Annotated in this window: 12 protein-coding genes; 8 read left to right on the top strand and 4 right to left on the bottom strand. The window is 64.3% G+C overall.

Annotated elements, in window-relative coordinates:
- On the top strand, positions 1-610 hold a 610-nt coding region (locus EOA28_RS08150), incomplete at its 5' end, for an ATP-binding cassette domain-containing protein (protein WP_148670670.1).
- Positions 607-1,620: an ABC transporter permease gene (locus EOA28_RS08145; RefSeq protein WP_126081377.1), complete on the top strand. Its 1,014-nt coding sequence runs from the start codon at positions 607-609 to the stop codon at positions 1,618-1,620. The genes EOA28_RS08150 and EOA28_RS08145, both read left to right, overlap by 4 nt.
- 31 nt (positions 1,621-1,651) lie before the next feature.
- Here the strand turns inward: EOA28_RS08145 and EOA28_RS08140 are convergent, their stop codons facing one another.
- Genes EOA28_RS08140 through EOA28_RS08130 form a run of 3 tightly spaced genes read right to left on the bottom strand, consistent with a single transcriptional unit; the run spans position 1,652 to position 5,122 of the window.
- Positions 1,652-2,374 (bottom strand): ABC transporter ATP-binding protein, encoded by a 723-nt coding sequence (locus tag EOA28_RS08140; protein WP_127249543.1) that lies wholly within the window; start codon positions 2,372-2,374, stop codon positions 1,652-1,654.
- Entirely contained in the window at positions 2,371-4,215 is a 1,845-nt protein-coding gene (locus EOA28_RS08135; protein WP_127249544.1) for an ATP-binding cassette domain-containing protein, read from the bottom strand. Before EOA28_RS08135 ends, EOA28_RS08140 begins: the two co-directional genes overlap by 4 nt.
- A 7-nt stretch (positions 4,216-4,222) precedes the next feature.
- A complete protein-coding gene (locus tag EOA28_RS08130; RefSeq protein WP_126081380.1) occupies positions 4,223-5,122 on the bottom strand; it encodes a branched-chain amino acid ABC transporter permease in 900 nt (299 codons plus the stop codon).
- A gap of 576 nt (positions 5,123-5,698) precedes the next feature.
- On the opposite strand from EOA28_RS08130, the gene EOA28_RS08125 reads away from it, so the two are divergent.
- Positions 5,699-6,865 carry an ABC transporter substrate-binding protein gene (locus tag EOA28_RS08125; protein ID WP_127249545.1) on the top strand — a complete coding sequence of 389 codons (1,167 nt, stop codon included), beginning with the start codon at positions 5,699-5,701 and terminating at the stop codon, positions 6,863-6,865.
- 67 nt (positions 6,866-6,932) lie between these two features.
- On the opposite strand, the gene EOA28_RS08120 is transcribed toward EOA28_RS08125, so the two are convergent.
- On the bottom strand, positions 6,933-7,805 hold the full coding sequence (locus tag EOA28_RS08120) for an MBL fold metallo-hydrolase (RefSeq protein ID WP_189343078.1): 873 nt from the start codon (positions 7,803-7,805) through the stop codon (positions 6,933-6,935).
- Positions 7,806-8,147: 342 nt separating this feature from the next.
- On the opposite strand from EOA28_RS08120, the gene EOA28_RS08115 reads away from it, so the two are divergent.
- The 5 genes from EOA28_RS08115 to EOA28_RS08095 all read left to right on the top strand — a co-directional run.
- On the top strand, positions 8,148-9,125 hold the full coding sequence (locus EOA28_RS08115) for an ABC transporter permease (RefSeq protein ID WP_127249546.1): 978 nt from the start codon (positions 8,148-8,150) through the stop codon (positions 9,123-9,125).
- A 32-nt stretch (positions 9,126-9,157) separates the two neighbouring features.
- The gene (locus EOA28_RS08110; RefSeq protein ID WP_041006551.1) at positions 9,158-10,162 is read left to right on the top strand and encodes a sugar ABC transporter substrate-binding protein; all 1,005 of its coding nucleotides are present in this window, start codon (positions 9,158-9,160) and stop codon (positions 10,160-10,162) included.
- 89 nt (positions 10,163-10,251) lie between these two features.
- A complete protein-coding gene (locus tag EOA28_RS08105) occupies positions 10,252-12,303 on the top strand; it encodes an SMP-30/gluconolactonase/LRE family protein (RefSeq protein WP_245463368.1) in 2,052 nt (683 codons plus the stop codon).
- Complete coding sequence (locus EOA28_RS08100; protein ID WP_127249547.1) at positions 12,300-13,391, top strand: hypothetical protein; 1,092 nt, start codon at positions 12,300-12,302, stop codon at positions 13,389-13,391. Before EOA28_RS08105 ends, EOA28_RS08100 begins: the two co-directional genes overlap by 4 nt.
- Positions 13,388-14,083 (top strand): ATP-binding cassette domain-containing protein (locus tag EOA28_RS08095; protein ID WP_148670669.1); only part of this gene is annotated, 696 nt, incomplete at its 3' end. The genes EOA28_RS08100 and EOA28_RS08095, both read left to right, overlap by 4 nt.

The raw sequence follows: 14,083 nt of genomic DNA, 5'->3' as shown, positions 1-14,083 counted from the left end.
CCCCGAGGCCGGCCATTTCGAACTGGACGGCAAGCGGCTCAATGTCGCCAACCCGTCCGAGGCGGTCGAGACAGGAATCGCCCTGGTGCCTGAGGAGCGCCGCTCGCAAGGGGTGATGCTGCAGCAATCTGTAGCTTTCAACATCAACATCTCAACACTGAAGCTGCTGCGCAGCGTGCCCGGTCTTCCGTTCCTTTCCGACGCCAAGGGCCGGCGGCAGGCGGAAAGCCTTGTCGCCCATCTCGGCATCAAGACGCCGAGCGTGACGGCCAGGATCGCCGGCCTTTCCGGCGGCAATCAGCAGAAGGCGTTGATCGCGCGCTGGCTGAATGCCGGCACCAGACTTTTAATCCTCGATGAGCCGTCGCGGGGCGTCGATGTCGGCGCGCGCGAGGAGATACATGACGCGATCCGCGCGCTTGCCCGCTCCGGCGTCGGCATCCTGGTGATCTCCTCCGACGTCGAGGAACTCACTTTGCTGGCCGACCGCGTCCTGGTGATGCGCGAGGGCCGCATCACCGGCGAACTCACCGGCGCCGACATCACCGAAGCGCACATCATCGAGCTCAGTTATCACGACGCGCATGACGATCAAGGAGAAGCGGCATGACGGCCGAGACTGTCCCCGTGGCAAAGGAAGCGCCGCAGGCCCGCAGGTCCTCGTGGAAGCGGACCGCACTGATCGGCCTGTCGCGCTACGGAACGATCATCGGGCTGCTCTTGATGGTGTTGTTCTTCTCCATCAACGCGCCTGGCGTTTTCCTGTCGCGCGCCAATTTCCTCAACATCCTGAGCCAGGCTTCGCTCACCGCGATCATTGCCAGCGGCTTGACTTATACGCTTGTAGTCGGCGAGTTCGATCTCAGCATCGGCTATGTGGCAAGCTTCGTCGGCCTCATCGTCACCGGCCTGATGGCCTATGAAGGCTTTCCAATCTGGCTGAGCATCATCTGCGCGCTCGCCCTCGGCGCCGGCATCGGCATCCTCAACGGCCTGCTGGTGACCAAGGTCCGGATCAACGCGGTGATCTCGACCCTTGGCATCGGCACGATGCTGACCGGCATCGGCTTCACCTACAGCGCCTTTCCGATCGCCACCGGCATCCCGCGCGCCTTCACCGACATCTCGCTCGGCCGCATCGTCTTCGGTCTGCCCAACCCGGTGATCATCATGGTCGTGGTGCTGCTGGCGCTCTGGACCGTGCTCAACAAGACCGACATCGGCCAGAAGATGCAGGCCGTGGGCAGCAACATGGAGGCGGCGAGGCTGTCCGGCATTCGCGTCGACCGCATCAAGATCTTCGCCTTCGCCACCGCCGGCTTCTGCGCCGCACTCACCGGCACGCTGCTCTCGTCGCTGCTCGGCAGCGGCACGCTGGCCGCCGCCGACGGCTACCTGCTCGACGCCTTTGCCGCGGTGTTCCTCGGGTCCGCCACCTTGCGCGAGGGCGAGTTCCACATCACCGGAACGCTGGTCGGCGTGCTGATCCTGGCGGTCGGCTTCAACGGGCTCAGCATCTTCGGCGCGCCCACCCATTTCCAGCCGATCTTCAAGGGCGGGATCCTGGTTCTCGCCGTCGGCATGTCGGCGCTCGCGCGGCGCTACGCCGCCTCGGCGTGAGAGGCGTCACCGCTCGAGACGGTTTCAGGCGTCAGCCGAGATATTTGTTGAGGATCGACATGCCGCCGGAGCGGATCGTCTCCGGCTTCATCTCGTCGACGATCTCGCCATGCGTCATGACGTAGAGCCGGTCGCAGACCCGGGTTGCGACGTCGGTGCGCTGCTCGACAAGAAGCAGCGAGGCGCCGCGTTGGCGCAACTCCAGCATCGCCTTGACCACGATGTCGACGGCAACGGGAGAAAGCGCCACCGACGGTTCGTCGAGCAGCATGATCTCGGGGTCGCTCATCAGCATGCGGCCGATCGCGACCATCTGCTGCTCGCCGCCGCTGAGGAATGACGACAGCCGCTGGCGATAGGCCTTGAGGACAGGAAAGAGGTCGTAGACAGACGCGAGCAATGTCTGGGTGCGCGCCCGGTCATGGCGCAGATGCAGGGCACCGAGTAGCAGATTGTCCTCGACTGACTGGTCGAGGAACAGGCGGCGCCCCTCCGGCGCGATCGCGGCCAACCCGCGGGCGATGCGGTGGGTGGGGAGCGCCGAGACATCGGTGCCGCCGATGCGGATCAGGCCGCGCCGCTGCTTGACGAGGCCCATGATGGCGCGCAGCACTGTTGTCTTGCCGGCGCCGTTCGGTCCTAGCAAGGCGACGGCCTCGCCCTTGCTGACGCTCAGCGTCACGTCGCGCACGACGTCGAAGCGGCCATAGCCGGCGCTTAACGAGTTGATTTCGAGGGTGGGCTGTTCGCTCATTCGCCGAGATACACCTGTCTGACCACCGGGTCGGCACGCACTTCATCGGCGGAGCCGGTGAGGATCACTTCGCCGGCGTTGAGCACGGTCACGCGGTCGCAGAGCGGGAACAGGAAGCGCGTCTGGTGCTCGATGATGATCATCGTCACGCCCTGAGTCTTCAGACTGGCTAGGATCGCGGCCAGATGCCTGACCTCCTCGGCGGACAGTCCGGTCGCCGGCTCGTCGAGCACGATGATGTCCGGCCCGGCCACGCAGACCGAGGCGAGCTGCGTCAGCTGCTCGATGCCGTGCGGGACGTCTGCTACCTGCCTCGCCGTCCAGTCGCCGGCGCCGACGAGGCTGAGAGCCTCGCTGGCACGGCGTTGCATGGCCGCCAGATCGCGCCGGCCGGAGGCAAGCATCGGCCAGAGCGGCGCGCGGCGGACGATGCGCGGCACGCGATCGAAGAGCCCGACCATGACGTTCTGCGTCGGCGTCAGTTCCTTGACCAACTGCGCGGCCTGGAAGGTGCGCCGCAGTCCCAGCCGCGAGCGGCTGCTCGCCGGCATGCCGTCGACGCGTGTACCCTTGAGTAGGACTTCTCCGGCATGCGGCGTCAGGCGGCCAGATATCACATTGGCCAGCGTGCTCTTTCCCGAGCCGTTCGGGCCGATCAGGCCATGGATATGGCCGCGGCGGACGACCAGGTCGATATTGCGCAGGACCTTCGGGCCGAGCCCGTAGCCGAATTCGATGCCCCGGCACTCCACGATGACCTCGGAGTCTTTTGGCGAAGCGGACGAGGGCGCAATAGCGGGCGGGGCAGTCAAGGCTTCGGCCGCGGCGGCATCTGCCACCTGGGCTGTCCCGCCGGCGCGCCGTGCAAGCGCGCGCCGCGCAATGCCGACGACACCGTCGGGCAACAGCGTGATCGCCAGGATCGAGAGCGCTCCGTAGACGATCTCCTGCAGCCAGGGATTGATGTTGACGACATTCGGGAACATCGAGACGAACATGGCGCCGACGACCGGACCGATGCTTGTGTTGATGCCGCCGATCAGCACCATCACAAGCACGTTCAGCGACACCGACCAGTCGAACTGGCTGGGAGAGACGACGCCGAGGAACGAGAAGAGCCAGCCTGCCCCTCCGGCCATCGCGGCCGAGACACCGAAGACGCCGACCTTGATCGCCGCCGTGCGCGCGCCGGCGGCCTCAGCGAACGGCTCGGCGTCGCGGATCGAAAGCAGGATCGGGTAGAGCGGCGAATGGCGAATATTCCAGACCAGGCCGAGGCAGGCGAGCAGCGCCAGCATGATGCACCACACCAAAGGTGTGCCGAGCCATTCCAGGCTTGCCGGGAAATCCGGAAAGGCCGGGCCGAGCAGTCCCTGTAGGCCGCCGGTGACGGTGACCATGTCGGTCGCCAGGACCGTCAGCACCAGCGTGAAGATGAAGGTGGTGATGGCGAAGTAGAGGCCGCTGACCCTAAGCGACATTGCGCCCACGGCCATGCCGATCAAGCCCGTTGCCGCCAGGACCAGCATGAGCAGGCCGAAGACGTTCCAGCCATAGTCGTTGGCAAGGATCGTCGTCGCGTAGGCGCCGATTCCGAAAAAGCCGCCTTGGCCCAGCGAATAGAGGCCGAGCATCCCGGCCACGAGGTCGAGGCTGATCGCAAGGATGCCGAAGACAGCGGCCACCAGCAGTAGGCTCTGCAGGCCGAGGTCGGTTTGGGCGACATAGGCGGTGGCCGCTAGATAGGCGATCAGGGCAGCGGCCAGCCCGGCGGCGCGCCAGCGGCCGATGCGAAGCCTTGGAGCGGCGGCGCCCGACTGAGTATCGAATGCAGGGGCCATGCTCACCTCAGCCGCGCGTCATGGCCGCTCGGCGCGGGCGAAACAGTGGATTGCTGGTGCTGAACAGGCCTTTGGGCGAGACGATCAGGATCAGCACGAGCACGATGAAGGGGAACCAGTCCGAGGCCTGTGAATTGATCAGCGCGTTGGCGCCTTCGGCGCAGACGCCGAGCAGCACGCCGCCGAACATCGCCGCTATCGGCCGCTCGGTGCCGCCTCCGATCATCATGGCTATGAAGCCGTAGGTCCCGAACGTATCGCCGAGATAGGGATTGGCGAAGGTCGAAGGTCCGATGAGCAGGCCCGCGATCCCCGCGTAAACGGCGGAGACCGTGAAGGCGACGATCGCGACGATTGCTGTGTTGGCGCCGATGGCCGATGCCATCTCGGGATCGGCTGCCGTCGCCATGCCGAGCTTGCCGAACAGCGTATAGCGCCGCACGATCTCGAAGCCGGCGGCAAGCACCGCGGCGGTGACGATGGCGAGAAGCTGCTGGGCAGTCAGCACCGCGCCGCCGATCGGCAGGCTGATGCCGTTGAGGATCGGCGGAAAAGCCTGCGACGTCGGGCCCCAGATATAGGCGGCCGCATTTTCGACGATCACTGCGAAGCCTAGCGTCGACACCAGCCAGCCGAAGCTGAAGCGGTTCGACAAAAGGATCGGCCGCACCGCGATGACATAGGACAGGATGCCGACGATGCACGAGCACGCCAGGCCGGCAAGCGCGGCCAGCCAGACCGGATAGCCGGAGGAGGCGAGCTCGGCGGTGACCATGACGGTCACCATCATCAGCTGGCCCTGCGCGAAATTGATGATGCGGGTGACGTAGAACGAGATCGCGAGCGCCATGCCGATCAGACCGTAGATCGATCCTATCGCTACCCCGCTCAACACGAATTGCAGCACTGGTGGCTTGCCCCTCTCCCCTGGCCGGCGTCGCCTCCTCAGCCGGCTTGACCGCCTCGCGGGAGACGCTTCCGTCGGATAGCCGCCCGAATTCAAGATGAACCGTCGGGCGGGGGTTCCATGCCGCAATTTGTCCAGCTCTGGCCTGCTGCGCCGGTGTCAAAAACCTAGTCGAAAATGACCGTCCGGAAATAGCTGATGCGAGTGACATAACAGCTATGAGCGCAGCGATTGGACGGCGTTTCGGAACGGTGAAACGCGGGGCGCGGCGAGGCGGTCCAAGGCGTCTTTCGGCGCGCGGTTTTAGGAAGTTGGTTTGGTATAAAAGCAAGTGGGAGCAATAAGTTATCCTAGATGCCGAGCTCCCTTTTTGCGATACCGATGATCGTGCCCGGTCGGCTTCTCCAGTGGCATTGACAGGGTCGCTGAACCGGCTTCGGGGCGCTGGCGCTCGCGTTGACAAGGCCTGGCGACGGGATAGCAAAATCCATCACCGAGAGGGCGCGGGAAGCGCAGGGCAATTGAGCGATCGGGTTGTCGGTTCCTGCCCACCGATCGCAGGGAGGAAAATCAGACATGAGAAAACTCGCGACGACTTCCGCGATGTTGCTGGCCACGACGGCGTTCTGGGGGCTCTGCGTTCAAGCCAGCGCGGCGGACGAATATCTCATCGGCCTCATCGCGGGAACGACCGGCGCCTATGGTTCGACCGGTGTCGCCACGGTGAACGGCTCGCAGATGGCGGTCGACGAGGTCAACGCCGCCGGCGGTGTCGATGGCCACACCTTCAAGCTCGACCCGCATAACGACAATGCGTCGGCCACGCTGTCCGGGCAGCTTTATGAGAAGCTGATGTCGCAGGGCGCGATCGCTATTGCCGGCTCGCCCGACACCGGCCCGGTCACGGCGCAACTGGCTGAGCGCCATAAGTTCCCGACCATCGGCGTCGTCGACGATGGCGGCCTCACCGTCAATCCGGACGGGCCGACCAGCCCGCCGAACCCGTGGGTCTTCGACTTCGGTCTCAACACCTTTGCCTGGGGCGAGAAGATCGGCCAGCATGCATTGAAGCACTGCCCCGATGGCCTCGCGGTGCTGCATGATCCATCCACATACGGGCAGGGCGGTCTGTTCGGCATCCAGCTTGCCTATGACAAGGCCGGCAAGAAGATCGCCATGGATCACACCATCACCGAGAACTGGTCGACGGGCGCGACCGCTGGCCTGATGCCGGAGGTCAACGCCATCAAGGCCGCAGGCATCAAATGCGTCGACGTGTGGCTCACCCCGCAGGACCAGGCTGCCTTCGTGCAGGACCTGCATTCGATTGGTTACGACGCCATCGTCTACGGCAATGACGAGACCAACGCCGACGATACCTACTCGAAGCTCGCCGGCGACCTTGCCGATGGAACGATCACCGCGATGCTGACGACCGAGCTGCATCCGGGTCCGGAACTTCTGGCGTTCAAGGACGCCTACAAGAAGAAGTTCAACGTCGATGCCACGCCCTTCTCGGCGGGCGCCTATGACAGCATCAAGATGCTGGCGCAGGTCATCAAGGACGTGAAGTCGACGAATCCGAAAGACCTGCAGAAAGGCTTCAACGCGGTCCAGGGCTTCAAGGGCATGACCGGCAATATCGGCTTCTCCGAAAAGAGCCACATCACCATCACCGCCGAGCAGGTGACGCTGGTCAAATACGACGCCAAGAGCAAGACCTGGGTCGAAGTCACGGATTGACGTCTGGCTTAAAAACACACGGGCCGGTCCATCGGGCCGGCCCGGAGCCGTTTTTGATGTCCGTTTTCTAGAGCTGAACCATCCAGCTTTCAGGAACGAGGCGGAAGCCATCCCCCGCCTTCACCAGATGCGCGAACCCGGGCAGATGCAGGTGCCCGCCGGTGACGAGCAGCCGCTCGTTGGCGACATGCTCGAAGATCTTGCGGCGGTTTTCATGCGCCAACGCTTCATCAACGTCGAACTCGCTGGTGACCTGCGGCCGCGGAATCTGGATCTCCGGCACGTGCACCGTGTCGCCCCACATCACCAGCGTTTCGCCGGCCGAGTCGAGCTGATAGCCGCTATGGCCGGGCGTGTGTCCAGGCAGCGGAAGCTGCCGGATGCCCGGCACTACCTCGCCGCCTTCGGCGGGATGGAAATGACCCCGATAGCTGGACAGCAACGCATCGGCCGAACCGGTATAAGGCCGCGCCGCGGCGGACTTTTCAGCCTTCTCGGGATTGGACCAGAAGTCGAGATCATCCCGGTGAACGATGACTTCAGCCCGTGGAAAGAGCGGCTTGCCCGAAGTGTCCATCAGGCCGCTCGAATGGTCGGGATGGATATGGGTGAGCAGGACGGTGTCGAAGTCCGTGGGCTTGAAGCCGGCGGCTTCGAGATTCTGCGGCAGCAGCCCCATGGAATAGACCGTGGTCGACCCGCCTCCGGCGTCGACCAGGACGGTGTTCTTGCCCGTCTCGATCACGAAGGCATTGACGGTGAGACGCGGTTCCGTGTGCCGGAACTGCTCGCGCATCAGGCCCTCCATGTCGCCGCGATCCGTCCCGCGCAGGATGGCCACGCTGATATCGAGGAAACCGTCATTGATGACGGTCACCATGGCATCGCCCACTCGGCGTCTGTAGACCCCCGGCGTCTGTTTGCGCGGCTCGTCCGTCATCATTTCCTCCCGGTGCGACAGGCGCCTTTGGCGCCTCCTCTTGTCGCTCAGCAGTTTTGCGCGATTGGCAAGGCGGAGTGAAGCGATGAGGCAGTGCGGAATCAGGATAACAGCTATGGCGCTTGTCGCATGACAGGCCTTGCCGACGATGCCGAAAGTGTCCGGCTTTCAACCCACCGCACAGCTCAGGCGTCCGATGCCCCGCCCGGCATGAAACATAACTGATATTCCCTGGGCGGATATGTCTTGAGCCAGCCAAAAAGGGGATGGTCGCGGCGAGGAAAAGCAGGTCGCGAAGGGCTTCGCGACGGGCCGGCAAGGCCTGGTTCGGGAGGTGGCGCAATGGCCAAGGCGCGGTTGTCGCAGGAGGGCGTGGTGTTCGCGCTCGCCGTCGCGCTGTTCGTGGTTTTCGCCGCCACGCTGAACAATTTCCTGACCGCGGGAAATCTGATCGCTCTGGTGCGCAGCGTCTCCATCCTGGGCATATTGGGCCTCGGCATGGGGCTGGTCGTCATCGGCCGCGGTATCGACCTTGCCATGGTGGCGACCATGGTGGTGTCGCTGTCCTGGGTGCTGTCGATGGCGCAGGCCGGTATGCCCTTCGACACGGCTCTGGTCTACGGCGCCCTGCTGGCACTGGTCATCGGTTTGGCGAGCGGCATCCTGATCGCCTATGCAGACATTCCCGCCATCTTCACTACGCTTGCGATGGGCCTCGTGATGTATGGCTCGGGACGCGCCTTCCTGTTCCAGATCGACGTTCAGAACTCGCCTGCCGGCGTCGACTGGTTCGACTTCCTTGGACGAGGGGCTTTCCTCGGCCTGCCGATGCCCATCGTCGCCTTTGCCGTGCTGGCCGCACTGGTCGCGCTGGTGTTGATGCGCACGCGCTTCGGCCGCTTCGTCTACGCGGCCGGAGACAATGCGCTCGCCGCGCGCATCACCGGCCTGCCGCTGCGCCCGCTGATCGTGGCGCAATATGTGATCAGCGCTCTGATCGCTTTCCTCGCCGGCGTGGTGATGGCCGCCGCCGTCTCGGGAATGAGCACGCGGGTCTACAACTCGACGATGATCTACGACGTGCTGCTGGTCGTCGTGCTCGGCGGCATCAGCCTCAGCGGCGGCCGCGGCAGCGTGCGCAACGTGCTGGTGGGGACGCTGCTGGTCGGCGTGCTCCTCAACGGCATGACCATCCTCGACATCACCTACACGACGCAGAACCTCATCAAGAGCCTGATCCTGCTGCTCGCCATCACGGTCGATAGCTTCATCAACCCCAGGGACGAGCAGACTTCGCAACAGAGCCAGGGCGACATCTGAAGACAAGCTTTGCAATCCAATGGGAGGAAATCATGAAATTCAGAACTATCCTGGCGGCCGGGCTCATGGCACTCGGCCTGGCGGGGGCCGCACATGCCGATGACGGCCTCGACAATCCGTCGCGCAATCCGTTCTACGACGGCCTCAAGGGCAAGCGCGTCGTCTTCATTCCGCTGGCCATGGGCTTCGACCTGACGGAGGGCTGGGCGGCGATCATGCGCAAGCAGGCGGCCGACCTCGGCTACACGCTCGAGATCCGCGACCCGAACTGGAGCACGGATGCCGGCACGCGGGCGCTGACGGCGCTCATCGCCGAAAAGCCAGACCTGATCATCGCGCACAATCCTGACGTCCAGTCCTATGCGCGCCTTTTGAAGCGTGCGATGGACGCCGGCATCAAGGTGGTCCAGCTCAACCTGGAATCGGTAGTGCCGACCGACGCCTATGTCGGCGCCGACTGGTCGCGCGTCGGCTATATCGAGGCGGACGCGCTGGTGAAGCAGTGCGGCACGGGATCGGGCAAGTCCGGCAAGATCGCGATCATCCGCGGCCAGCCAACAGCGGCGTCGGACCTCTACGAGCTCTATGCCTACAAGCAGACCTTCGCCAAGGACCCGGCGATCAAGATCGTGTCCGAGCAGGCCGCCCAGTATGATCCGGCCAAGGCGCGCGCCATCATGGAGACGGTGCTGCAGCAGCATCCCGATCTCTGCGGCGTGGTCGGCAACTGGGACAACCAGGATGTCGGCGCGGGCGCTGCCATCCAGGCGGCGGGCAAGGCAAACGACGTCTATGTCGTGACCTCGGGCGGCGGCAACCAGATCGGCTGCGACAACATCCAGAAGGGGCTTCTCGACCTGATCATCAGCTATGACGTGCCGCTGCAGGGCAACGCGATCAACCAGCAGATCGTCCAGACGCTGCTGTCGCCCGCCAAGGCAGGCGAATCGAAGACCTCCTACTACACGCCGCTGACGCTGCTGACGAAAGACAATATCGGTCCGCGCACCTGCTGGTCGCTCGACCAGTTGAAGTGAGCCGGGGCAAGTCAATCAGCATCATGTCAAGCGACACTCTAGCGTCTCTGCGCTCGCGCTATCTCCCCGATCATCTGATCGGGGAGATCATGTCCAAGCGATGGATCGACAACGCCATCCCGTTCACCGCGCTGGTGCTTACCGTGCTGGTGATGGGATCGATCATTCCCGACTTCCTGTCGCTGTCCAGCTTGTCGGATCTCGCCCGGCAGTTCGCCGAATTCGGGCTTGTCGTCCTGGCGCTCACCGTCGTCATGATCTCGGGCGGCATAGATCTCTCAGTGGCCTCGGTCTTTTCGCTGGCCGTTCTGTTCTCGCTCATCGGCGTGAATGTCTACGAGCTGCCCGTGCCGGCTGTTCTCGCCGGCATTCTCGGCATGGGAATGATCTGCGGCGCCATCAACGGCGTGCTGATCGGCTATCTGCGGCTGCGCGCCTTCCTGACTACGCTGGTCAGCCTGATCATCTTCCGCTCGCTCTACGAGATCGTCTTCGTGCGCATGTCCACCTCGATCATGTCGGGGTTCTCGATGTCGGATCTGTGGGTGTTCATCGGCGAAGGCACGGTGCTCGGCATTCCGGTGTCGCTGGTGATCACGCTGATCATCGCGCTCGCCTGGCATCTGGTGCTGTCACGCATGCGGCCCGGTTGGCGGCTGACGGCCGTCGGCGGGGCGCGGCGCTCGGCCTTCAACGCCGGCATCAATGTGCGCTTCATGGTGTTCCTAACCTATGTCGCGTCGAGCACCATGTGCGCGCTCGCCGGCTTCCTGTTCGCGGCCCGCCTCGGGAGCACGGGGTCCGACACTGGCGTCGGCCTGGAAGTCCAGGCGCTGACCGCCGCTGTGCTCGGCGGCACCGCCATCGGCGGCGGCCGCGGCTCCGTCGCCAAGGCCATCATCGGCAGCCTGCTCGTGCTCATGCTGACCAACGGCCTGATCAATCTCGGCATCAGCGGTCCGATAACCTCGACGATCCTCGGCGCGATCCTGCTGCTCGCCGTCTTCGTCGACATGCGCTGGCAGAAGCACCGCCACCGCATCCTGGCCAAGGTCTATGTCTCGCCCGCCTATCTGTCGCTGCCGCCTTCGCCGCAGGTCGATGCGCCTGGCTCGCCTTATGTGCTCAACGATCGCCTGCGTTCCGTCGAGATCATCGGCCTCGGCGAGATCGAAGGGCCTGAGGACGTCATCCTCGATCGCGACGACAATCTCTATTGCGGCACCCGCCATGGCGACATCGTGCGCTTCTTCGGTCCCGACCATAAACGCTCGGAAGTGTTCGCGCATATCGGCGGCCATCCGCTCGGCATGGCCTTCGACAAGGCCGGCAATCTGCTCGTGTGCATCGGCGGCATGGGGCTTTTCCAGGTGGCGCCCGACAAGACAGTCACCAAGCTGACCGACGAGACCAACCGCAGCTGGTTCTCGGTGGTGGACGATTCGCGCCTTCGGCTGGCCGACGACGTCGATGTGGCGCCGGACGGCCGCATCTATTTCAGCGAGGCGACCATCCGCTACGAGCAGGAGGACTGGGCGACCGATGCGCTCGAGAGCCGCGCCAGCGGGCGCATCATTTGCTACGATCCGCGCACCGGCAAGACGCATACGGAAATCCCGAAACTGGTGTTCGCAAACGGCGTCGCCATGTGCCCCGACGGGCAATCCTTCATGTTCGCCGAGAGCTGGACCTGCTCGATCAGCCGCTATTATTTCTATGGGCCGAATAAGGGCAGGACCGAGAAAGTGATCTCAAACCTGCCGGGCTACCCGGACAACATCAACCGCTCTTCCGACGGCAATTACTGGCTGGCGCTGCTCGGCATGCGCGGGCCCGCGCTCGATCTGGCCCTGCGCATGCCCGGTTTCCGCAAGCGCATGGCCCGTCGCGTCGCGCCGGACCAGTGGCTCTATCCCAACATCAACACCGGCTGCGTGGTGAAGTTCAACGAGAAGGGCGAGATCCTCGACAATCTCTGGGACCTTGGCGGCCTCAACCATCCTATGATCACCTCAATGCGCGAGCATCGCGGCTGGCTCTATCTCGGCGGCGTCTCCAACAACCGCATCGGGCGCTACCGCCTGCCCGATGCCGACCCGAACTGGTGCGCGCAGGACGCCTATTGGGGCGCCCGCTCATGATCGCCATCTGGAAAGCCTGGGCCAATTTTCGCGGCTTCGATCTCACCGGCAGCACCGTGCCGCCGATGGACGGGCCCTTGCGGCCGAACGCGAAGCTGGACGCGATGCCGATGCTGATGCAGCTCGACGATGTCGACAACCTCACGGCCGCGCATGACGGCATCCTCTGCTCTGCCGGCAACGATCTGCTGACGCTGTCGGCCACCGGCGATGCCTCGCAATTCGAGCTGAGCGCGCGCTGTCCGATGGATGGACCGGTGAGCAGCATCGCCGCCTTGAGCGAAAGCCTGGCGATCGCCGTCGAAGGGCGCGGAATTTTCCTGGAGGGTCCCGGCGCCGCCTCAAGGCCGCTGAAGGTCGAAGGCATCAATCCTTCTTGCGTGACGGCCATGGTCTTCGCCGATCCGACGACATTGTTCGTCGCCGTCGGATCGGATCGCCACGCGGCGAGCGAATGGAAGCGCGACCTAATGACGAAGTCGGCGAGCGGCTCGGTGTGGCGCATCAATACCCGCAGCGGCCGCGCCGAACGGCTTCTGGGCGGGCTGGAGTTCGCGGCAGGCCTGGCGCTTTCGGGAGAGGACATCTTTGTCGCTGAAGCGTGGCGGCATCGCGTCCTTGCGCTGGCGGTCGGCTCACAGCCCCGCGTCGCGCTTGCGGCCTTGCCCGCCTATCCGGGTCGCATGACGCCGTCCGCCTCGGGCGGCTTCTGGCTGGCGATGTTCGCGCCCCGCAATCCGCTGGTCGAATTCGTGCTCAAGGAGGACGAATACCGGCGCCGCATGGTCGACACGATCGATCCGGCCTACTGGATCGCGCCGGCGCTTGCGACCGGAAAGAGCTTTCTCGAGCCGATCCAGGGCGGCGCGCGCAAGAAACTCAACATGCTCAAGCCGTGGTCGCCGACATGGTCGACCGGCCTGGTGGTGCGATGCGACGACCGCATGGCCATGCTGCGCAGCTACCAGAGCCGTGCCGACGGCGATGTCCATGGCGTGACGTCGCTCTGCGACACAGGTGGCAGGCTGATCGCCGGCGCCAAGGGTTCGGGCAAGATCGTGGCAATCGACGACGAGACGGCGGCATGAATTCACTGGTTCAACTGCGCGGGGTGTCCAAGGACTTTCGCGGCGTGCTCGCGATCTCGGACGTCAACCTCGACGTCCGTCGGGGCGAGATCCATGCCATCCTCGGCGAGAACGGCGCCGGCAAATCGACGCTGATGAAAGTGCTGGCCGGCGTCTATCAGCCGTCCTCGGGCGAGATGGTGCTGGATGGCAAGCCGACGGTTTTCAACTCGCCTTCCGATGCGCTCGCGCAGGGCGTCGCCATGGTCTTCCAGGAGACCAATCTGGTTCCGTCCATGTCGGTCGCGCAGAACATCTATCTTGGCGACGAAAAACTCTTCAACCGCCTGCGCGGCCTCAACATCCAGGCGCAGCGCTATCTTTTGTCGCTCAATTTCTACGTCGACCCCACGTCGCAGGTTTCCACGCTGGGCGCCGGCAAGAAGCAGATGGTCGAGATCGCGCGCGCCGTGCATCACCATGCCCGGCTCATCATCTTCGACGAGCCGACTGCGACGCTGACGCCGGAAGAGAAATTCCACTTCTTCAACCTGGCGCGCCGGCTGAAGGAGCAAGGCATCGCGATCATCTTCATCAGCCATGCGCTGGAGGAAGCGCTTTACCTGTCGGACCGCATCACGGTGATGCGCGACGCCAAGGTCGTCGTCACCGACGACACGCGCAATTTCGACCGCGATCGCATCGTGCAGGCG

This window comes from Mesorhizobium sp. M2A.F.Ca.ET.067.02.1.1, from assembly GCF_004023285.1.
Taxonomy (GTDB): Bacteria; Pseudomonadota; Alphaproteobacteria; order Rhizobiales; family Rhizobiaceae; genus Mesorhizobium.
Note: the sequence above shows the minus strand (reverse complement) of the source record. Positions and strands in the feature narration are given on the sequence as shown.